16 protein-coding genes are annotated in these 15,463 nt (G+C 73.1%); 7 read left to right on the plus strand and 9 right to left on the minus strand.

The window, feature by feature from the left end; genetic code table 11:
• The first annotated feature begins 202 nt into the window (after window positions 1-202).
• Window positions 203-1,036, plus strand: a complete 834-nt coding sequence (locus tag ACFY9V_RS34675) for a tat (twin-arginine translocation) pathway signal sequence (RefSeq protein ID WP_391164299.1) — start codon at window positions 203-205, stop codon at window positions 1,034-1,036.
• 48 nt (window positions 1,037-1,084) lie between these two features.
• Here ACFY9V_RS34675 and ACFY9V_RS34680 read toward each other — a convergent pair whose 3' ends face one another.
• Entirely contained in the window at window positions 1,085-2,587 is a 1,503-nt protein-coding gene (locus ACFY9V_RS34680) for a SulP family inorganic anion transporter (RefSeq protein ID WP_391164300.1), read from the minus strand.
• 431 nt (window positions 2,588-3,018) lie between these two features.
• On the opposite strand from ACFY9V_RS34680, the gene ACFY9V_RS34685 reads away from it, so the two are divergent.
• The 3 genes from ACFY9V_RS34685 (at window position 3,019) to ACFY9V_RS34695 (ending at window position 4,461) form a co-directional block, all read left to right on the plus strand.
• Entirely contained in the window at window positions 3,019-3,423 is a 405-nt protein-coding gene (locus ACFY9V_RS34685; protein ID WP_355343487.1) for a MerR family transcriptional regulator, read from the plus strand.
• A 181-nt stretch (window positions 3,424-3,604) separates the two neighbouring features.
• Complete coding sequence (locus ACFY9V_RS34690) at window positions 3,605-3,928, plus strand: multidrug efflux SMR transporter (protein WP_188282846.1); 324 nt, start codon at window positions 3,605-3,607, stop codon at window positions 3,926-3,928.
• A complete protein-coding gene (locus tag ACFY9V_RS34695) occupies window positions 3,925-4,461 on the plus strand; it encodes a TetR family transcriptional regulator (RefSeq protein WP_391164301.1) in 537 nt (178 codons plus the stop codon). The genes ACFY9V_RS34690 and ACFY9V_RS34695 overlap by 4 nt, the downstream gene beginning before the upstream one ends.
• 11 nt (window positions 4,462-4,472) lie before the next feature.
• On the opposite strand, the gene ACFY9V_RS34700 is transcribed toward ACFY9V_RS34695, so the two are convergent.
• The 7 genes from ACFY9V_RS34700 to ACFY9V_RS34730 form a co-directional block, all read right to left on the minus strand.
• Window positions 4,473-5,150: a GntR family transcriptional regulator gene (locus ACFY9V_RS34700; RefSeq protein WP_355343494.1), complete on the minus strand. Its 678-nt coding sequence runs from the start codon at window positions 5,148-5,150 to the stop codon at window positions 4,473-4,475.
• Window positions 5,151-5,465: 315 nt separating this feature from the next.
• A complete protein-coding gene (locus ACFY9V_RS34705; RefSeq protein ID WP_391164302.1) occupies window positions 5,466-6,914 on the minus strand; it encodes an aldehyde dehydrogenase family protein in 1,449 nt (482 codons plus the stop codon).
• Between the two features lie 75 nt (window positions 6,915-6,989).
• On the minus strand, window positions 6,990-7,919 hold the full coding sequence (locus tag ACFY9V_RS34710; RefSeq protein WP_355343503.1) for a dihydrodipicolinate synthase family protein: 930 nt from the start codon (window positions 7,917-7,919) through the stop codon (window positions 6,990-6,992).
• A gap of 10 nt (window positions 7,920-7,929) precedes the next feature.
• The gene (locus ACFY9V_RS34715) at window positions 7,930-9,423 is read right to left on the minus strand and encodes an FAD-dependent oxidoreductase (RefSeq protein WP_391164303.1); all 1,494 of its coding nucleotides are present in this window, start codon (window positions 9,421-9,423) and stop codon (window positions 7,930-7,932) included.
• On the minus strand, window positions 9,410-9,670 hold the full coding sequence (locus ACFY9V_RS34720; protein ID WP_391164304.1) for a 2Fe-2S iron-sulfur cluster-binding protein: 261 nt from the start codon (window positions 9,668-9,670) through the stop codon (window positions 9,410-9,412). Before ACFY9V_RS34720 ends, ACFY9V_RS34715 begins: the two co-directional genes overlap by 14 nt.
• Complete coding sequence (locus tag ACFY9V_RS34725) at window positions 9,667-10,851, minus strand: FAD-dependent oxidoreductase (RefSeq protein ID WP_391164305.1); 1,185 nt, start codon at window positions 10,849-10,851, stop codon at window positions 9,667-9,669. Before ACFY9V_RS34725 ends, ACFY9V_RS34720 begins: the two co-directional genes overlap by 4 nt.
• Before the next feature lie 43 nt (window positions 10,852-10,894).
• Window positions 10,895-12,094: an MFS transporter gene (locus ACFY9V_RS34730; protein WP_391164306.1), complete on the minus strand. Its 1,200-nt coding sequence runs from the start codon at window positions 12,092-12,094 to the stop codon at window positions 10,895-10,897.
• A 56-nt stretch (window positions 12,095-12,150) separates the two neighbouring features.
• Between ACFY9V_RS34730 and ACFY9V_RS34735 the strand changes: the two genes are divergently transcribed.
• The 3 genes from ACFY9V_RS34735 (at window position 12,151) to ACFY9V_RS34745 (ending at window position 14,117) form a co-directional block, all read left to right on the plus strand.
• Entirely contained in the window at window positions 12,151-12,729 is a 579-nt protein-coding gene (locus ACFY9V_RS34735) for a CGNR zinc finger domain-containing protein (protein ID WP_391051769.1), read from the plus strand.
• A 153-nt stretch (window positions 12,730-12,882) separates the two neighbouring features.
• Window positions 12,883-13,293: a MazG nucleotide pyrophosphohydrolase domain-containing protein gene (locus tag ACFY9V_RS34740; RefSeq protein ID WP_355343521.1), complete on the plus strand. Its 411-nt coding sequence runs from the start codon at window positions 12,883-12,885 to the stop codon at window positions 13,291-13,293.
• A gap of 23 nt (window positions 13,294-13,316) precedes the next feature.
• A complete protein-coding gene (locus ACFY9V_RS34745) occupies window positions 13,317-14,117 on the plus strand; it encodes an SAM-dependent methyltransferase (RefSeq protein WP_391164307.1) in 801 nt (266 codons plus the stop codon).
• Here ACFY9V_RS34745 and ACFY9V_RS34750 read toward each other — a convergent pair.
• Window positions 14,097-15,386 carry an isocitrate lyase/phosphoenolpyruvate mutase family protein gene (locus ACFY9V_RS34750; protein ID WP_391164308.1) on the minus strand — a complete coding sequence of 430 codons (1,290 nt, stop codon included), beginning with the start codon at window positions 15,384-15,386 and terminating at the stop codon, window positions 14,097-14,099. The genes ACFY9V_RS34745 and ACFY9V_RS34750 overlap by 21 nt on opposite strands.
• Between the last annotated feature and the right edge of the window lie 77 nt (window positions 15,387-15,463).

The following is a 15,463-nucleotide window of genomic DNA, read 5'->3' on the forward strand; positions in this document are numbered from 1 at the left end:
TCGGCGTCGCCATGTACGCACGCGCACCGGGGAGACGTCCGCGCCGCCCGGGGAAGGGGGTTAACCCCACCCCGAGTTGGAGGCTGGCCCCACAGACCGGCGGGGCGCGGTCTCGATAGCTTCCGGTTGCGGGGATCGCGGAGGAGACGCGGCTCCCGGACCTCGCGCGGAACGGCGCTCGCTCCTACTCGGGAAGATCTACATGAACAGCTTGGGACTTCTGCCCCGCTTGACCGCCACGCCGCGACGGCAGGCCGGGGCGCTGACCGCCTTGACCGGGGTGCTTCTGGTCGCCTTCTTCATCGCGCCGAACGCGCTCGCCCGCAGTTCGGTCAACACGGGGAACGTCAGCGACACGTTCCGTCGCGGGATGGTCGCCTACTGGGGCTCGGGCAGGGAGGGCTTTCCGGGCCAACTGGACGCGACGGTGAGCTTCTGGTTCCGCTTTCACGTGGTGAAAGCCGGTGTCTCGGCACTGCTCCTCGCCACCGTCGTGGCGCTGGGCGTCGTCCTGTGGCGCCAGGCCAGGCAGCGGACCGGCGGGCGTGTGGGACGCCTGTCCGTCGTGGCGCCCGGGGCCGTCGTCACGCTCCTCGGGCTCTTCGCCCTGGTGGCGCTGGTGGCCAACGTGCAGGGCGCGGCGGCGCCGTTCGCCTCGCTGCTTCCCATGCTGACCGGGGGCGGCACGGACCGCGCACTCGACGGAACCCTGACCGACGTACGCAGGCAGCTCGCCGACTATCCCGCCGGTCAGCACTCCCCCGCGCTCACCGTCATGGTCAACGACTTCGCCGTCTACCACGCCGTCCTGGCCGCCATGGCCGCGCTCGTCGCGCTCGCGGCGGCGGTCGGATGCGTCCTGCTGTGGAGGCGGTCCAGGGCGGCGGCCGACGCCCGGTCGAAGCGCACGATGACGTTCGGCGTCGCCGCCGGCGCGGCGATGACGCTCATCGTGCTCGTCATCGCCTTCGCGAACGCCAGCAGCGCGGCGCACTCACCGCAGGCGCTGGCCGACTTCTTCGCCGGCGGGTGGTGACCCGTCCGGGGCGACCGCCGCTGAGGTCGGCCGCCCCGGACACGCGCGTCACGTGCTGGTGAGTTCACCGGTGAGATTGCCGTGCATCTGGGCGCTGGCCCGGTTGAGGCCGACGATCTCCACGCTCTTGCCGCGGGCGGCGTACTTGGCGGTGACCGTGTCCAGGGCCGCGACGGAGGAGGCGTCCCAGATGTGCGCGTCGGTCAGGTCGATGACGACGGTGCGGGGGTCGGCGGCGTAGTCGAAGCGGGTCACCAGGTCATTGGAGGAGGCGAAGAAGAGCTCGCCGGTCACGGCGTAGACGACGCTGTCGCCGTCCGGGTCGGTGACGGCGGTGACCTCGGTGAAGCGCGCGACGCGGCGGGCGAAGATCACCATGGCGGTGATCGTGCCGACGACGACGCCGATGGACAGATTGCTGGTCGCGACGACGACCGCGACGGTCACGGCCATCACCACGGTCTCCCCGGCCGGCATCCGTTTGAGGGTGGCGGGCTTGATCGAGTGCCAGTCGAACGTGCCGACCGAGACCAGGACCATGACGGCCACGAGGGCGGCCATGGGGATGTGGGAGACGACCGGGCCGAGCACGATGCACAAGATGAGCAGGAAGAACCCGGCCAGGAAGGTGGACAGGCGGGTCCGCGCGCCGTTCTTGACGTTGATCATCGTCTGGCCGATCATCGCGCAGCCGCCCATGCCGCCGAAGAAGCCGGTGACGATGTTGGCGACGCCCTGCCCGATGGACTCACGGGTCTTGTTGGAGTGGGTGTCGGTCATCTCGTCCACGAGCTTGGCGGTCATCAGCGACTCCATCAGCCCCACCAGCGCCATCGCCAGCGCGTAGGGGGCGATGACGGTCAGGGTGTGGACGGTGAAGGGCACGTCCGGCAGTCCTGGCACCGGCAGCGAGGAGGGCAGTTTGCCCTTGTCCCCGACGGTGGGCACCGCGATACCGGCGGCGACGGTGACCACGGTGAGGATCACGATCGAGACCAGCGGCGCGGGCACCGCCCTGGTCAGCCGGGGGAAGAAGACCATCATCGCCAGACCGGCCGCGACCAGCGGATAGACCTGCCAGGGCACGTCGTGGAGGTTGGGGATCTGCGCGGCGAACAGCAGGATGCCGAGCGCGTTGACGAAGCCGACCATCACCGCGCGCGGCACGAACCGCATGAGCGTGGCCACGCCGAGCGCACCCAGCGCGATCTGGATGATCCCGGCGAGGATCACCGTGGCGATGAGGTAGCCGAGGCCGTGCTGGCGGGCCACGGGAGCGACGACGAGCGCGACCGCGCCGGTGGAGGCGGAGATCATCGCGGGCCGGCCGCCGGCGAACGCGATGACCATCGCCATGGTGCAGGCGGCGAACAGGCCGACCTTGGGGTCGACGCCCGCGATGACGGAGAACGAGATCGCCTCCGGGATCAGCGCGAGTCCGACGACCAGACCGGCCAGGACCTCGACGCGGAAGACCTTCGGGGACAGCCACGGGGGCGGGGGCAGAGCGCGCAGGCGCGCGGACGGGAACGGGAAGGAGGTCGGCAACACCGGGGTGACCTGTCGTGCTCGGGCGCGGCCGGTCGGGGCAGCGCGGTCGTGGGGCGCAGGGCCGGGACGGCGGTGCGCGGATCGCCCGTCGGCGCGGGCGGACGTCCGGGAGCGCGGCCGAGCCGCACGGCAGTTGGCGGAGGCGACTCAGTACGCTGGTGATGTCACGGCGGGCAGCAGGCGGCGTACGGCTGTGGCATGCGCACGCTTCGTCTCTCCTGCTCGCGAAATGAGCGGGGGCGTCGTCGGCCCCGACACGGCGGTGGGCGGACACGACGGAGCCGCGCACCGTTGGGGAACGACGCACGTCGTCCTCAACAGCAGCGACTCTACCCTAACGTTAGGGTAGAGATGGGTTCAGGGCCGCACGGGACGCGGCGGTTCACCACCGGGGCGGCGTCCCGCGACGAGAAGGGGCCGAGAAGACGGTCGTGGGCAGCACACACATGCAGATCGGCGAGGTCGCCGAACGAACCGAGCTGTCCCTGCGGACGATCCGGCACTACGAGGAGGCCGGACTGGTCACCCCCTCCGCCCGGTCCCAGGGCGGTTTCCGGCTCTACACCGAGACCGACGTCGCCCGCCTCATGGTCATCCGCCGGATGAAGCCGCTCGGCTTCACCCTGGAGGAGATGCGCGACCTCCTCGACGCCACCGACCGGCTCGACGCGGCGGACCTCGCTCCGGGCGCCGAGCGCGACGCGCTCCTGGAGCGCGTCAGGGCCTATGAGCAGGCCGCCGTCCAGAAGATCCACGATCTGCGCGTCCAGTTGGCGCGCGCCGAGGACTTCGCCGCGACCCTCCGCGTACGCCTGGACCGCGCTCCCCGGCCCTGACCTCCCGTCACCGCCCGTCCGGACCCGGAGCGGTCCTCGCCGTGAGCGGCTCTCAGGAGGGCGCTCGCCGACCTCTGTCCCGCCGTTCGCGCGTCTTCTCGTCGGCGCCCGGGCCACGACGTGAGACCACTGAGTAGTACGTTTGTACTTGTACATCCGTACTACTCGGGAGGCGTCCGGCGTGCCGTACGTATTGCTCGGTCTGGCCATCGTGGCGGAGGTTCTGGGCACCAGCCTGCTCAAGAGCACCGAGGGGTTCACCCGGCTGTGGCCGACGGTGGTGTGCCTGGTCGCGTACGCGGGCGCGTTCGTCGCCCTGGCGGTGGCCGTGCAGAAGGGGTTGCAGGTCAGTGTGGGGTACGCCGTGTGGTCGGGGCTGGGGACGACGCTGATCGTCATCATCGGGGCACTCTTCCTGGGCGAGCCGGTCACGGCGGTGAAGGTGCTCGGGGTGGCCCTGGTGGTCGCCGGGGTCGCGGTGCTGAACCTCAGCGGTGCGCATTGACCGGGCGGCGCGATCCCGAGGGGCGTCGGCGGCGGATCACCGAGGCCGCGTGCCAGGTCATCGCCGAGTCCGGGGTGGACGCCGTCACGCACCGCCTCGTCGCCGCGCGCGCCGGGGTGCCGCTCGGCGCGACCACGTACTACTTCGCGAGCCTGGACGACCTCACCGCCGCCGCGCTCCGCTACGCCGCCGACCTCTCGGCGCAGGAACTGCGCGCCTGGGAGACGGCTCTCCACGACAGCGCCGACGTTCCGGCCGCGCTGGCCGAGCTGACCGCCGCGTATCTCGCCGACCGTCCCCGCGCCCTGACCGAGATGCAGCTCTATCTCGCCGCCGCCTACCGCCCCGAACTCCGCCCCGCCGCCCGCGTCTGGGCCGACGGCCTCACCGACATCCTCACCGCGTACGCCAGCCCGCGAGCCGCGCGAGCGGCCGTCACCTACCTCGACGGCGCTCTCCTCCACGCCCTCACCCGCGACGAGCCCCTGAGCGCGGCTTCGCTGTCGGCGACCCTCGCCGCCCTGCTCGGCTAAGGGGGAAGAAGTCAGGCTTCGGTGTGGCCGGACCACCAGCCGAGGACGTGGCCGATGTGGCGGACCATGAGGTCTTCGCACGCGTCGGCGGAGCCCGCTTCGAGGAGGTCGAGCATCTCCAGGTGCTCGCGGGCGGATGCCTGGAGTTCTTCGGTGGCGACCAGGTCGGCGAGGCCGGTGAGGCGGGTCTGGGCGCGGAGGTCGGCGACGATGTCGTGCAGGCGCGTATTGCCGACGAGCTTGAGCAGGGTGAGGTGGAAGGTCGTGTCGGCCTGGAGGTAGCGGGCGAGGTCGCCGTCACGGGCGCCGCGCACGATCTCCTCGGCGAGGCCGCGCAGATGGGCCAGGTCGGTGGGGGTGAGCCGGCCCGACAGGCGGCGGACCGCCGGGGCTTCGAGCAGTTGGCGGACGTCGACGATCGCGCGCAGATCGTCCTCGCTCACGGCGGTGACGCGGAAGCCCTTGTTGCGCAGGATCTCGACCATGCCGCGCTTGGCGAGGTTGAGCATGGCCTCGCGGACCGGGGTGGCCGAGACGCCGAAGCGAGCGGCGAGGGTCGGCGCGGAGAACACCTCGCCCGCGGGCATCTGACCGGAGACGATGGCCGCGGCGATCGCCTCCTCGACCCGCTCGCGCAGGCTGGTCGAGGGGGTGAGCAGCCCCAGAGATGTGCTGTCCTCAATCGCCATGATCGTCCCCATCACCTGTCGACAGCCATTCCCTGTCAGTGCAATGGCACATCTTACCGATCGGCCAGGTCCCGCACGCGGCGTGTGTCGGGACGACCGTGTCGAATGCGGCGGCCGTCGGGGCGTGGCGCGCGCACGGTGAGTCCGTCCAATCCGGCCGCTGCCGCGTCCTCGGCGGTAGGTGTCCCGGTCGTGGAACGGACGGGTCGCGTCGAACGCCACCTGGGCGGTGCGCCGGATCTGCTTGCCCGGCGCCATGGCGGCGATCGACGTGTCCGGATTCCGGTGCCGCCCGGTGACCGCCGCCAGCCGCTGTCAGGCGGAGCGGTGTCCCCAGTTCTGCGACGCACCCGCCGCCGCGCGCCGCTGGGGAACCCGCCAGGGGTTGTCGTCGCGCAACGGCGCGGGCAGCAGCTCCGGCGGGCAGTCCTGGAAGACCACTGGACGCAGGAAGCGCTGGATCGCGGCCGTGCCGACGGACGTCGTCGCCGGGGCGGTGGTGGCGGGAAATGGCCCCCCATGCTGCATCGCGGGGGTCACCGCGACGCCGGTCGGCCAGCCGTCGAACAGCAGGCGGCCCACCCGTTCCCTCAGCACCGCGACAAGGCCGCGCAGCCACGCGTCGCTCTCCCCCGCGGCGCGATGCACCGTGGCGGTGAGCGCGCCGGGGAACAACTCCCCGACCGCCGCCACCAGGAGGTCGGGGCGGTCGGGGTCGTAGCGCACGACGACCGACAGGGGACCGAACGCCTCGTCGAGCAGTGTGGCGCGGTGCTTCAGCAGATCGCCGAGTCCGACCTCGACCAGGGTCGGTGCGGCCAGGCTCCGGCCGGATGGCCCGACCTCCACCGATCCCTCGGCCAGTACGGACACGCCCGGGGTCGCGAGCACGGCGGCGCGGCGCGCGGCGTAGGCGGCGGCTATGCCCTCGTGCAGCAGCGGGTGGCCGGGCACCGCGCCCGCCGCCGAGCCGAGCGTGTCGGCGAGGCCGTGGCCGTCCGGAAGGAAGAGGAAGCCGGGTTTGGTGCAGAGCTGTCCCGCCGAGCCGGACACGCTGGCCACGAAGGCGGTCGCGAGGGTGTCGGCCCGCTCGGCCAGCGCGCCCGGTGTCACGACGACCGGGTTCACGCTGCCCAGTTCGCCGTAGAAGGGGATCGGGCGCTCACGTCCGGCGGCGATCGCGGCGAGCAGTCGGCCGACCTTGTAGGAGCCGGTGAACGCCGCCGCGGCGATCCGGTCGTCGTCGCGCAGCAGCCGTACGGCGGCGTCCTGGTCGTGGACCACGTCGAAGGTCTCCGCGGGCAGGCCGGCCGTGGCCACCGCGGCCCGCACCTTCTCGGCGGTCAGCGCCGACAGCCGCGGGTGGCCGGGGTGCGCCTTCAGGATCACCGGACAGCCGGCCGCCAGCGCGGAAGCCGTGTCGCCTCCGGCGACGGAGAACGCGAAGGGGAAGTTGCTCGCGGCGAACACCAGCACCGGCCCCACCGGCAGATTGAACCGCCGCAGGTCGGGACGGGGGCCCAGGACGAAGTCCGGGTCGGCCGCGTCGAGCCGCACGTCGAGGAACTCCCCCTCGGCGCACACGTCGGCGAACATCCGCAGTTGTACGACCGTGCGCTTCAGCTCTCCGGTCAGGCGTGCCTCGGCCAGTCCGGTCTCCGCCATGGCGAGCGGGATCAGGTCGTCGGCCGCGGACGACAGCGCGTCCGCGATCGCGTTGAGCAGCGCCGCGCGCTCGGCCGGGGAGGTCTCGGTCAGATCCATGTCGCCTCCTCGGACGGCGTGAGAGCCGCCGGGCACGGGCCGGCTGCCGGGCGCAGCCGTCGTCGCGCCCGCATGTCAGGCCGCTTCCGCGGACAGCGCTTCGATGCCGGAGATCGCGCGGTCCATCGCGGCGCGCACCTGCTTCTCGTGGTCAGGGGTGAGCGGTCCGCGCGGCGGGCGGCACGGGCCGCCGTATCGGCCGACCATGTCCATTCCCACCTTGATGGCCTGCACGAATTCCGTCCGCGAGTCCCAGCGGAAGACGGTGACCAGTTGCTTGTAGAGCTCCCGGGCCTGGTCGTACCGCCCGGCGACCATGTGCTCGTAGATCGCGACGGACTCGGCGGGGAAGGTGTTGGGGAAGCCCGCGAACCAGCCGACGGCGCCGTCGAGCATCAGCTCCAGGAGGACGTCGTCGGCGCCCGCGATGATGTCGATGTCGCAGAGTTCGCTGATCTCGAAGGCCCGCCGGACGTCGCCGCTGAACTCCTTGACCGCGACCACCCCGTCGATCTCGGCGAGTTCCGCGATCAGGGGCGGCAGGAGGTCGACCTTGGTGTCGACCGGGTTGTTGTAGATCATCGTCGGCAGGCCGACCCCGGCGATGTGCCGGTAGTGCTCGACCACCTGCTCGTCGCTGGCCCGGTAGAGGGTGGGCGGCAGGGCGAGTACGGCGTCCGCGCCGTCTGCCTTGGCCAGTTCGGCCCAGTGCTCGGCCTGGTGCCAGCCCGCGCCGTGCACACCGGCCAGTACCAGTCCGCGCCCGCCGACGGCCTCGACGGCCACCTGCACCACGCGGCGGCGCTCCTCGTCGGTGAGCGACGAGTACTCGCCGAGCGAGCCGTTCGGCCCGACGCCGCGGCAGCCGTTGCTGATCAGCCAGTCGCAGTGCTCCGCGTATCGCTCGTAGTCGACGGCGAGTCCTGCGGGGGCGGAGCTGTCCGGCTTGTAGGGCAGCGCGGTCGCGACGATGACGCCGCCGAGGTCGAAGTGCTCACTGGTCATGGTCTGCCTTTCATCGGTGGGGTGTTCTGAGGGGGGTCGGCGGGAGGGGGGTGGTGTTCGATGGGGCCGCCGCCGGCTGGACCGTGGCGATGTCGCCGAGCCGGACCGGTACGACGATCGGGCGCTGGGCCATACGTCCCTGGTCCAGCGGCGCGGTCGGCAGGAGGTCCTCGACGTTCCGGCCGCAGGTGCGGCCCTGGCACATGCCAAGACCCGCGCGGGAGCTGAGCTTGAGGGAACGCAGCCCGCAGCTCCCGGTGGCGGTGGCCGCGGCGCGCAACCGCTCCGCGGTCACGTCCTCGCAGCGGCACACGACGGTGCTGTCGTCGACCCATGACCGCCAGCCGGGCCGGATGCCGTGTGCGCGGTGCATGCGGTCGGCGAAGGCGCGGTGGCGGGTCACCTCAGCGGTGCCACCGGCCCGGCCCGCAGCGCGCCGACCGGCCGCAGCCCGACCGGCCGCCTCGCCCTCGGCGAGGGCCAGGTCCGCGCCGCCGATACCGGTGATCTCACCGGCCGCGTAGACACCGGGTACGGAGGTGCGCTGTTCGTCGTCCACGCGCACGCTTCCGTCGGCGGTGAGCGCGCAGCCCGCCGAGATGGCGATCTCGGTGCGCGGGACGAACCCGTGGCCGACGCACACCGCGTCGACCTCGATACGCCGCCCGGTGCCCTCGCGCGGTGTCCAATCGTCGGTGATCCGGGCGACGGTGACGGCTGTCACCCGGTCGTCGCCGTGCGCGGCCACGACGGCCGCGCCGGTGCGGTACGGGACGCGCCGTACGGCCAACGCGCGGACGTATCCGCCGAGTTCGGCGGACTTGGACAGCACGTCCTTCGGCCGCATCTCGTACGGGCGGGGCAGCCAGCCGCGGGCGATCCGCCGCCAGCTGCTCGCCTCGACGACGCCGACCACGCTCGCGCCCACGTGGAGGAGGCCGGTGGCCACGGGAAGCAGGAACGGGCCGGTGCCCGCGACCAGGACCCGCCTGCCCACGGCGACGCCGTCGCCCTTGGCCATCGCCTGCGCGGCGCCCGCCGTGTAGACGCCCGGCAGGTCCCAGCCCGGGAACGGCAGCGTGCGCTCGTGCGCTCCGGTGGCGATCACCAGGGCGCGGGGTTCGAAGACCCGGCGGCGCCGGTCAGCTCCGTCGGCCGGGCCGACCAGCGTGTGGACGACCGGCGGCCCCGCGTCTCGGCGGTCCACCGCCCAGACCTGGGCGCCGGTGACGATCTCGCAGTCGGGGTCCCGCGTCAGCGCGGCGCGCAGCGCGGTGAAGCGGGACCACTTGTGCTGCGGCGCGTGGCTGTCCGGGGCGGAAGTCCCGGCAGCCGCGTGGCCTTCCGGGGCGGAAGTCCCGGCCGCCGCGTGTCGCCAGAACTGGCCGCCCAGGACGGCCGACGCGTCGAGCAGGACGACCCGCGCCCCGCTGAGCCGGGCCGCCCGAGCCGCGGCGAGCCCTGCCGGTCCCGCTCCGATCACCAGCACGTCAACGCTCGACATCGGTCGCCCCCGTCTCGACGATGTCGCCGTCGGCCACCAGCCGTTGGCAGGCCCGCACGTCACCGAGGCCGTTCACCGTCACCAGGCAGTCGAAGCAGACGCCGATGCCGCAGAACAGGCCGCGGGGCCGACCGGTGCCGGCGGTGGTGCGCCAGGAGACCCGGCCCCGCGTCATCAGCAGTCCCGCGACGGTCTGTCCCTGCGGGGCGGACAGCCGTTCGCCGTCCAGCGTCACGGAGATCTTCATCCGATGGTCTCCTCCTTCAGTCCCAGCGACGGTCGGGTCACGGCGTACGGGGCGGCCGGGATCTCGGGCTCCGCGCCGGTCATCAGCGCGCCGATCAGTTCCGCTGTGCCGGGCGCGAGTCCGATGCCCGCGCCCTCGTGTCCGGTCGCGTGCCACAGGCCGGGCAGCCGGGGGTCGGGCCCGATGACCGGGAGGTGGTCGGGTACGAACGGCCGGAAGCCGCCGTACGCGCGCATGACCGGAACGTCGGCCAGAAAGGGGAAGAGCAGCATGGCTTTGGCGGCGAGTTCGCCGACCACCGCGGCCTCGATCCGCTCGTCGAATCCCCGGCGCTCGCGCGAGGAGCCGATGAGTACGGTCCCGGCCGCCGTCGACTCGACGACGCTGGACGTCTGGAGGGCCGCGTCCCCCGACTCGACGGCTCCGACATAATCCGCGTCGTACACCTTGTGCCGGACGCGGTGCGGCATGCGCGCGGTGACCAGGACGGTCCCGCGTCGGGGCAGCACCGGGAGGCGGACGCCGAGGCCGGCCGCGACCTCGGCGGACCAGGGTCCGGCGGCCACGACCGTGTGCTCGGCGGCGAAGCGCCCGGCCGTGGTCTCCACACCGACGAGCCGTCCGCGGTCCACGACGCCGCCGAGAACGGTGACGCCCTGTCGTACCCGTGCGCCGTGCCGACGGGCAGAGGCGAGCAGCGCCTCCGTCGCGACGGCCGGTTGGACCTGGGCGTCGCCGGGATAGAAGACGGCCGCTTCGACGCGCGGCGTCAGGTCGGGTTCCAGCTCGGCGGCCTCAGCCGCCGTCACCGCACGGGCGTCCACGCCCGCCTTCCGCTGGGTGGACGCGAATGCCAGGAGCGCGTCCGCCCCCTCCCCCGTCGTCGCGACCACCAGGCCGCCCTTCGCCTCGAACTCGAGGCCGGGGAAGCCGGGCCCCAGCTCCTCCCCCAGTTCGGCGGCGAATTCGGTCCACAGGCGGCCGGACAGCACCGCGAGGTCGAGTTCGGCGCCGGGGCCCTTGTCGGAGACCAGGATGTTGCCCTCCCCGCTGGACGACGTCCCTCCGGCGGACGCGCCGCGGTCCAGGACGGTCACCCGGAATCCGCCCATGGCCAACTTCCTGGCCACGGCGGCCCCGATGATCCCGGCCCCCACGATGACGACGTCCGCACTCCGCATTTCAGTAGCATGTCACATGTCACGCGTCATTGATAGACGTGGCTCAGGGCGATACGCGCAGGCCACCGGACGCGCGGCCCGACGCGGGGATGACGGAGAACGCCAGGGCGGCCAGCAGCGCCGTGATCGCGGCGAGAGTCAGCGAGCAGGAGAGGGACCGGCTCGCCAGTGGTCCGGCGGTGGCCGCCCCCAGGGCGAAGGCGGTGATCTTCAGACTGGCGCCCGTGGTGAAGATCTGGCCTCGCAGGTGCGCGGGGGCCTCGCGGTGGCGGACGGCGAACAGGGCGGCGAGTTGGGGGCCTTCGCCGATTCCCGCCAGGAGGAAGGCCGCGACGAGCGCGGCCGGGTGGCCCCCTACGGCCAGGGCCCAGGCGGCGGACTGGACGAGGGCCCCGGCCCAGATGATCGCGTCGGGGGCCGCCGCACGGGGAAAGCGCGCGAGCGCGGTCGTGGCCAGCAGGGCGGAGACCGCCGCGCAGGACAGCAGGAGGGCGCCGCGGCCGGCGCCGCCCAGGACCCGCTCGCCCAGGAGCGGGAGGCACGCGGTCACCATGCCTTGGGCGACGCAGGAGATCACCGAGGTGAGGGTCGCCCGGGCCAGCGTGGGTCGGCCGAGGATGACCCGGGTTCCGGCGGCGAGGTCGTGGAGCACCGACGTGGCCCGGACACCACGCGCCGGACCTGGGCGGCCGGGCAGCGTCCACGCGGCGGGCAGCGCCAGGGCGATGAGCGTGAGGGAGACGACCACGGCTGTCGAGGCGCCGAGCGCCACCGCCACACCGCCCGCGAGAGCCGGACCGGCCAGGCTCGCGGCGCTGAAGGTCATCGCGTCGAGGGCGTTCGCGCGGGGCAGGCGGTCGCCCGTTGCCACGCGCGGGAGTTGGGCCGTCCATCCGCCGGACAGGGCAGGTCCCAGCAGTCCGGTCGCCACGGCGATCACGATGGTGACGGGGAACGGCAGGCGGGCGAGCCCCGCGAGGATCACGCCGAGCCCGGTCGCGTAGAGGGCGAGGGCCCAGGCGAGCAGGCGCCCCGGTCGTACGGCTCGGTCGAGGAATGCGCCGAGCAGCGGCCCGCCGACCGCGGCGGAGACCGTGATGCCCGCGAGCAGCGAGGACGCGGCGGTGGTCGAACCGGCGAGGGCGAAGCCCGCCAGCATCAGGGCCGGTCCCGACATCTCGTCGCCGGTACGGGCGGCGACCGCTCCGGTGAGATAGCGACGGAGCGTGTAACGGTTACTCATCTCCAGGACGTTACGCACGTAACTCAAATGTCGGCAAGATGCGTTACATTCGACAGATGTCCTCCCACAGCGACGACTGGTCCACCCGGCACTCGGTGCTGGCCACCGCGCGGCGGACGGCCGCCCTGCTCAACGTCCTCGCCGACGAGCGCCCCGACCCGGCCGGGGTCGCCGACACGCTCCGCGCGTACGGCGAGGCGGAGCCGATCGACCTGACCACCGGTGACGTCGCGGCCATGCGCGCGGCCGCCGCCCTGCTGCGACCCGCCTTCGCCGCCGAGGACGCCGACGCCGCCGCGGCCGTCCTCAACCGCCTGCTCAAGGACCACACCGGACCGCTGCGCCTGTCCTCGCACGGCGGCGGCACGCCGTGGCATCCGCACCTCGACCACGACGACGAAGCCCCCTGGGACGAATGGCTCCTCGCGTCGTCGTGCATGGCCCTGACCGTTCTCGTCTGGGACCGCCAGCGCCCGCCCGGTGGGATCTGCTCCTCCCCCAGTTGCCGGAACGTCTTCCTCGCGCAGGGCAGCGGTCCCGAACGCCGCTACTGCTCCCGCCGATGCGCGACCCGCGAACGCGTCGCGGCCCATCGACGCGCGCACGCCACCGGACAGTCGGGCGAGGTCACGTAGCGCGTCGCGGGCGCCGACCGGCGGACCGTCCGCGTGCCCTGGGGCGCGAGGACCGGCACCGGGCGGGCGGCCGGCGGTGGCGGTGGCGGTGGCGGTGGCGGTGGCGAATACCCAACAGCCCGTGGCGGCAACGCGGTTGGCTAGAGTCGGCGCATGAGCGCTTCCTCACCCGCCGACCTGGTCCGCGCGTTCCACCGCGCCTTCGGACTCGACGTCCGCGATACGCCGACGGAGGTGTCGCCCGCTCTCGCCGCGCATCGCGGGGAGTTGCTCGCCGAGGAGGCGACGGAGGTCGCCGAGGTCTCGGTGACCGGTCCGCTGGACCGTCTGGCGCACGAACTGGCCGACGTCGTCTACATCGCGTACGGCACGGCCCTGGTGCACGGGATCGACCTCGACGCGGTCATCGCCGAGATCCACCGGTCCAACATGACCAAGCTGGGCCCCGACGGACAGGTCTCGCGCCGGGCAGACGGCAAGGTACTCAAAGGGGAGCACTACGAAGCCCCGGACGTGTCAGCGGTGCTGCGCCGCCAGGGCTGGGCGCCCGGCGGCGCGAGTTGAGGACTCCGGGATAATCGCCGTCCATGGACGCCGACAGCGCGAGGCCGCACGCGGGACGCATGCTCGACTTCTACCTCGGCGGCACCCTGCACACCGCCGCCGACCGCGCCGCCGCGCGGCGGATGCTGGAGGTCAATCCGCATCTGATCACCAGCGCGCGCGTGAACCGGCGGTTCATCGACCGGTCGGTGCGGTATCTGGTCGGCTCCCGCGGGATCACGCAGTTCCTCGACCTGGGGTCGGGCATCCCGACCCGTACGCCCGAATACCCGAATCTGCACGAGAGCGCGCAGGCCGTCGACCCCGCCTGCCGTGTCGTGTACGTCGACAACGACCCGGCCGTCCGCGCGTACGCGGCCGAGCTGCTGACCAGCACACCGCGGGGCCGGGCCGTGTACGTGGAAGCCGATGTCACCGACGGCGCGGCGCTGTACGAGCGTCCGGAGATCACCGGCGTCCTCGATCTCACTCGGCCCGTCGCGCTCGGCATGAACGCGCTGCTGCACTTCTTCGCGGACGACGCCCAGGCGCGCGGGCTGGTCGAAGCCTTCACCGGGCCGTTGGCGGCGGGCTCGCATCTCACCCTCACGCACATCACGCGCGACTGGGCGCCGGAGGTCATGGACGCCCTCGTCCGGCTGTACCGCGAGGACGTCACGGACGGCGGCGCCCGCTCGCGCGCCGAGATCGAAGCGCTCGTCGGCGGACTCGACGTCGTCTCCCCCGGTGTCGTCAATCCTGCCGACTGGCGCCCCGGCCCCGGCGACGCCCCCGTACCGGCCGAGCAGGTCAACCTCTACGCGCTACTCGCCCGGGTTCCCTAGCCGCTGGACCTCGGCGTACGAGGGGGCGGTGAGATCCGTCGGCCGCCCGTCCCGGACAGCCGTCGCGGTGGAGACCGCCGAGGCCAGGGCTCCTCGGTAGAGGAGGGAGCCGAGGCTGACCCTGCGTACGCCCATCGCGGCCAGTTCGGCGAGGGGCGGTCCGCTCGGCGCGTACAGGATGTTCAGCGGTACGACGAGGGACGACGCCAGGGCGGTGATCTCGTCCGGGTCCGACAGTCCGGGGACGAACACCCCGTCCGCACCGGCCTGTTCGTAGACCGCGAGGCGGGACGAGGTCGTGTCCTGCTCGCGGCCGAGCCAGTGGGTGTCGGTGCGTGCGTTCACGAACAGCGCCGGTACGGCGGATTTGACGGCGGCGATCTTCGCGGAGTGCAGGGCGACGGGGGCGAGCGTGCCGTCTGCGCGGCCGTCCTCGAGATTGATCCCGGCCGCGCCCGCCGCGTACAACCGCTCGGCCAGTGCGACGACTTCGGCCACGTCGTCGCTGAAGCCGCCCTCGGCGTCGACGGTGAACAGGAAGGAGCCGCGGCCGAGTCGGCGGGCCAGGGCCACGGTCGCGTCCGCGGTGGCGGCGGCGCCGTCCGGCAGGCCGAGGGCCGCGGCCACGCCCAGGCTGGTGGTGCCGATAGCGGGAAAGCCGCCCGCCGCCAGGGCGGCGGCGCTGGCGTAGTCCCAGGCGTTGGGCAGCAGCAGCGGGGCGGCCTGGTGGTGCAGGCGGGCGAAGGGGGTGAGCGGGCGGCGGAGCAGTCCTTCTGCCAGGGCGAGCGCGTGGGCGCGGCCGGGGCAGACGCGGGGCGGGGCGCCGAAGGTGAGGGGTACCGGGTGGGTGCGGTTGGCGGTCGCGAGGTCGAGGAGCACGGTGTCGCCCGCGGCGATCTCGCGGCCCGCGATCCGGGTGGCCGCGACGGCGACGCGCCGCATGACCCGTACCGGCGGGGCTTCCCGCACCACCCGCACTCGGGTCTCGCTGTCCGAACCTTTCGAGTCCTCCGAACCTTCCGAGCCCTCGGCGGCTGCCGCATCCCGTAGCGTCACGGGTTCCAGCCGCGCGAGTTCCGCCTCGACCAGAGCGCGCCGTCGGCGGTGCGTCCGCCCGGAGCTGAAGCGGGCGACGGCGGACCGCAGCCACGCCACGCTCGCCCCGGCGGACCCGACGTCCCCGGCCGGCGGTTCCGGTACGAGCGCCGGATCGGCGAGCGCCGCCCGCACGTCCGCCCAGCGGTCGAACTCATGCGTCTGATGCCTCATGGCCCCGACGCTACGACCGGATCGTTTCGGCGCCGGCCGAAGCGTCCCCGCCGCGCCGCGGCACCCTCGGCGGCCCG

The sequence above is a fragment of the Streptomyces sp. NPDC008317 genome, from assembly GCF_042955955.1.
Classification (GTDB): domain Bacteria; phylum Actinomycetota; class Actinomycetes; order Streptomycetales; family Streptomycetaceae; genus Actinacidiphila.